General features: G+C 39.4%; 3 protein-coding genes and 1 pseudogene. 1 reads left to right on the top strand and 3 read right to left on the bottom strand.

The window, feature by feature from the left end:
- Nucleotides 1–212 precede the first annotated feature (212 nt).
- Nucleotides 213–362 (top strand): annotated as a pseudogene (locus tag PN450_RS07750) (TniQ family protein); the annotation flags it as partial.
- Here the strand turns inward: PN450_RS07750 and PN450_RS07745 are convergent.
- The 3 genes from PN450_RS07745 to PN450_RS07735 all read right to left on the bottom strand — a co-directional run bounded on the left by PN450_RS07745 (nucleotide 344) and on the right by PN450_RS07735 (nucleotide 3,568).
- Complete coding sequence (locus tag PN450_RS07745; protein WP_271835917.1) at nucleotides 344–2,782, bottom strand: CHAT domain-containing protein; 2,439 nt, start codon at nucleotides 2,780–2,782, stop codon at nucleotides 344–346. The pseudogene PN450_RS07750 and the gene PN450_RS07745 overlap by 19 nt on opposite strands.
- A gap of 2 nt (nucleotides 2,783–2,784) precedes the next feature.
- Entirely contained in the window at nucleotides 2,785–3,114 is a 330-nt protein-coding gene (locus tag PN450_RS07740; protein WP_271835916.1) for a hypothetical protein, read from the bottom strand.
- A gap of 244 nt (nucleotides 3,115–3,358) precedes the next feature.
- On the bottom strand, nucleotides 3,359–3,568 hold the full coding sequence (locus PN450_RS07735) for a hypothetical protein (protein WP_271835915.1): 210 nt from the start codon (nucleotides 3,566–3,568) through the stop codon (nucleotides 3,359–3,361).
- Nucleotides 3,569–3,788: the final 220 nt, after the last annotated feature.

The raw sequence follows: 3,788 nt of genomic DNA, 5'->3' as shown, positions 1-3,788 counted from the left end.
TTCCGGCTCCTATGAAACAACGGTTAGGTTTAAGTCCTAACGGCAGTATTGACTTGAAAGAGCGAGTAATGGCAGGTTGTGGAGCGTACCGCGTCTTGGCTTAGTGATGGATTCTAAAAACACTGAAAACCATAAAAGTAACCGCAATTTCGACACCTTGATTGGCAATTGTTTTGAGCGTTTAGGCGGCGTGAACTCCCTACACAGAAAGTCTTAGTAGTTATCTCCATCGTTTAGCGCAAGCGCATTGTTTAACTTCTCAAAAGCTCGTTATGGGAGAAATTGCGCCACTTATTCTCAAAGATGAGGATAAATCTGAGCTATTGTCAAAAAATCTAAGTCACTACTTATCCTCAAAATGAGGATAAATATTAGCTAACAATAGATACACTTCTAATTCTTCACATAGCATATCTGTTCCCAATTCATAAGTATTTTTTCTCACTTGAGATTCAAAAGCTTCATCAGCTGCTGAATTATATTGAACTGCCTGCCTCTGAGAAAAGCCTTCCCTGAATCGTTCACGGTTTTCTTTATTGGCAAATTTCAATCGGAAAATCTCCTGCCATTTTTCTTTGCTTTCGTTCTTTTTATTACCCCATAACTCATGTAATTTATCAGAAGCTCTTTGGTAGAGAGAATATACTTTTGGTACTTCAGGGAGGCAAATCTCAGTAATAATATGAGGTAAAATCCGTGAAACTCGATAAACCCTATTTTCTTCTTGAATTTCAGGACTTACCTCAATTAGTCCCAAGTTTAGCCCCTTTTGTAAATGCTGTTGATAATTAGGAAGCTCATCACAAACTGCTTCTAAAGCTGCCATCGGCACAGGAATTTCATAGATTAAGCAATAGCTGAGAATCTTCTGTAATGGCTCATCAATAAGCTGATACAATTCTTCCCAAATAATTTTTTCTTTCCATAATTCGGGACTTGTTTCCAGTTCCGTTAGTTCATTCTCTTGGTCTTTTTTGCTTAATACTTCATTATTGATAAATTCCAATAAACGAGGATTGCCATCTGCTAAATTTAATGCCCGTTCTCGTAAATTTTCAGAAATTTTATCAGACTGAAAATTATCTAAGCGATTGAGTTTTTTAGTCAGTTCAGACCCTTTTAGTGGTTGTAATCCTTGTTTATAGAAATATGCCAATAAATCAGAATCAAAATCATAGCGACAAGTAATAATAATCCTATTGTCAGTTCCCGTTTCTTGGATGGCTTCAACTAAAGCTGCTAAAATTGGGGCTGCTGTATCTTTAAGAATGTATCCACCTGCACGGGGTTCAAGATTCCGTTCAAAATCGTCAAGAATTAGGAGAAACGGTTTTTCTCCCATTTCTGATAGTTGATTGAATAGGTAACTTAATCGTGATTTTAGTTCAATTTGACTATTTTCTAGATAGGAAATTAACTCCCGTTGCGCTGGCTTAATCAGTTTATTCTTGAGTTTTTGAATCAAATAAGATTCATAAACTTGTCGCCACAAGAGAATTTTTTCATGTTCTGGCAACCTATCCCATAGTCGAGAGGCAATGGTACTTTTCCCCCATCCACCCATTCCGTGAATTAATATCCCTACTTTGTCAAAATCTGTCTTCAGAGTTCGCAAACAATTTTGTAACTGACGACGACGACCAACAAAATCCTCCCGTTTGGCAACTCTTAACCGATTTTCATCATCCCTAAACTCTACTGTAGTAGAAGGTTTTGGCAGTTTTCTTCGTCCCTGTGTCTCTTTGGGAGTTACTAAGGCTTCCGGTAAAGTATTTGCCACATACAGCCGTAATTTATGCCAATCAGGGGTTTTTTTATGTTGTTGAATCAGTGTTCGGTAGGTGGAAGATAAAGCCTGTGTCATCGTCCCCCCTTGTGACAACTCCCAGTACAATTGACTAGCGGCAGCAGTGGCATCGGTATCGCGGACATTTTGACCCCAACCCAGTACAGCAGTTGTACCCATTTTCAATAGTTCTTCTGCCATTGAGGGAACTGCACTATCAGCAGAATAAGCTGTACGGCAACCAGAGAGGAAAATTAAAGACGGGAATCGAAATTGCAGGGCATTGTAAATATCGGCTGTACTGCTATCAACTCGGTTGCCATATTCGTCTTCAGTTAGAAAGTAGGGCTTTTCATCTTCATGAGTCGCATGACCTGTTAAATGAAAGATATCAAAGTATCCTGTTTCATATTCCCGAACTACATAACTCAACTCTGTTAAACAGCCACTTTCTTCTACTCTCAAATCTATCGGGGTGCGTGCGGTTGCCTCTAAAATTTTCCCTTCCTCAGCTTCATAATCTAATTCTGGTGTAACTTCTAACGGCGATGTTGCCATAAACAGCACATTCAGAGGGCGATTTTGAGGAGAGTTAGCTGTAGTTATCGCTTTACCATTGGATACCCACCGCACCGGGATAATTGGGGGTGTTTTCTCTACTAAAAAGCTATTACCATCGTGCAGAATTTCCCAAGGTAAACGAGCTAGTCCTTTATCTGTGGCGATCGCTATAATCAAACCTTGGGGATGTGGTTCTTGTAGGGCATTGGCTAAAATGCGATCGCTCTTGTCTAACCAGTTGTAAAGTGCTTGCCCTGTGGTAGCATAATCCACTGGGAGACGAGTATAGTAGTCGGTTTCTGCATTATCACTTAACCCTTTGATTTCAGCTAAAGGCAGTTTGTGTTCCTTGTAATTATTAGGATTGTCCCAAAAATAGCGTAAAGAAACATAATCCTGGCCTCTTTGGATCAAACTGATGTGGAGAATCTTCATTACTATTTATACTTGTCTAGAATTTCTTTGATTTGGTCTAATGTTGCATCCTTCAGCAGTAACCGATGATTGTCATTAGTCACAATCAAAACGTTCTCTATTTTTGCCCCATTAGGGTTGTCTAGTGACTTCTGATACTTCTCCTTCCACTTGTGAATGCTTTCTGCAATGGTCAATGTTCCACCTACAATTCCCACAATGGTAGCGATAGTGGCTAGAGTTCCTTCCCGTTCCACTTCATCAATTAGCTGATAACTTCCTTCTAATCCCTCAATTGCTAAGAGTTCTTCTGTAGCTTGTATTGCGTCTGATCCTACTATTTCAATTTTCATCTTTTTTGATCTTAGATTTCAATTTTCATCTTGTTTTTGTTATACTAAATAAAATTTTTTAAAAATGTAGCCCAAAATTCAAAATTCACACTTTATCGCAGGATTACTCAGTTATGCCTTATGATAAACCTGGTTTACCACTGACAGTAATTGAGGCTAAAGATAATAATCACTTTGTTAGTGTAGGAATGCAACAGGCGATCGCCTAACGGCATCAAGCCACGAATCACTAATAACTGAGGTTTCAACTTGGAGATTGAATCATCGTCCACGCCAAATCAGGAGGTGGTGAACTTGGTATTTCCTCAATCCGATACCTCAAAAATCGGGTATTTCTTGACCCCACATGATCAACCCAATAGGGTAAAGTTAACTTACCTCTATTATCCCTAATTGACCACCGTCTCACCCCTTTTAGATAATCTTCCGCAACAATTTTGATCGTTTTAATCAACTTGTCACTTTCTCCCAAAAATAAACAACCAAACCGTTTTACTCTCTCAGGATAGTCAAACGCTAACTGTATCCTCTCCCTTAGAGGATGTTTGAAAAGTTTTGAATGTATAAATTGACCCCTCTCCAAACCTCTCCCCGACGCGGGGAGAGGCTTTGAAAACCCCATTCCCTGGTAGGGAAGGGGGGCAGGGGGGTTAGGTTTTTGGAGATTATGGGTT

Origin of the sequence: Dolichospermum lemmermannii CS-548 (genome assembly GCF_028330815.1) — a bacterium.
In the GTDB taxonomy this organism is placed as follows: domain Bacteria; phylum Cyanobacteriota; class Cyanobacteriia; order Cyanobacteriales; family Nostocaceae; genus Dolichospermum; species Dolichospermum lemmermannii.
This window is presented reverse-complemented; position numbering and strand designations above follow the sequence as displayed.

Excerpts from the sequence above, each read along its gene's own strand:
- PN450_RS07745 (WP_271835917.1), bottom strand. The coding sequence starts at position 2,782 with ATGAAGATTCTCCACATCAGTTTGATCCAAAGAGGCCAGGATTATGTT.
- PN450_RS07740 (WP_271835916.1), bottom strand. The coding sequence starts at position 3,114 with ATGAAAATTGAAATAGTAGGATCAGACGCAATACAAGCTACAGAAGAA.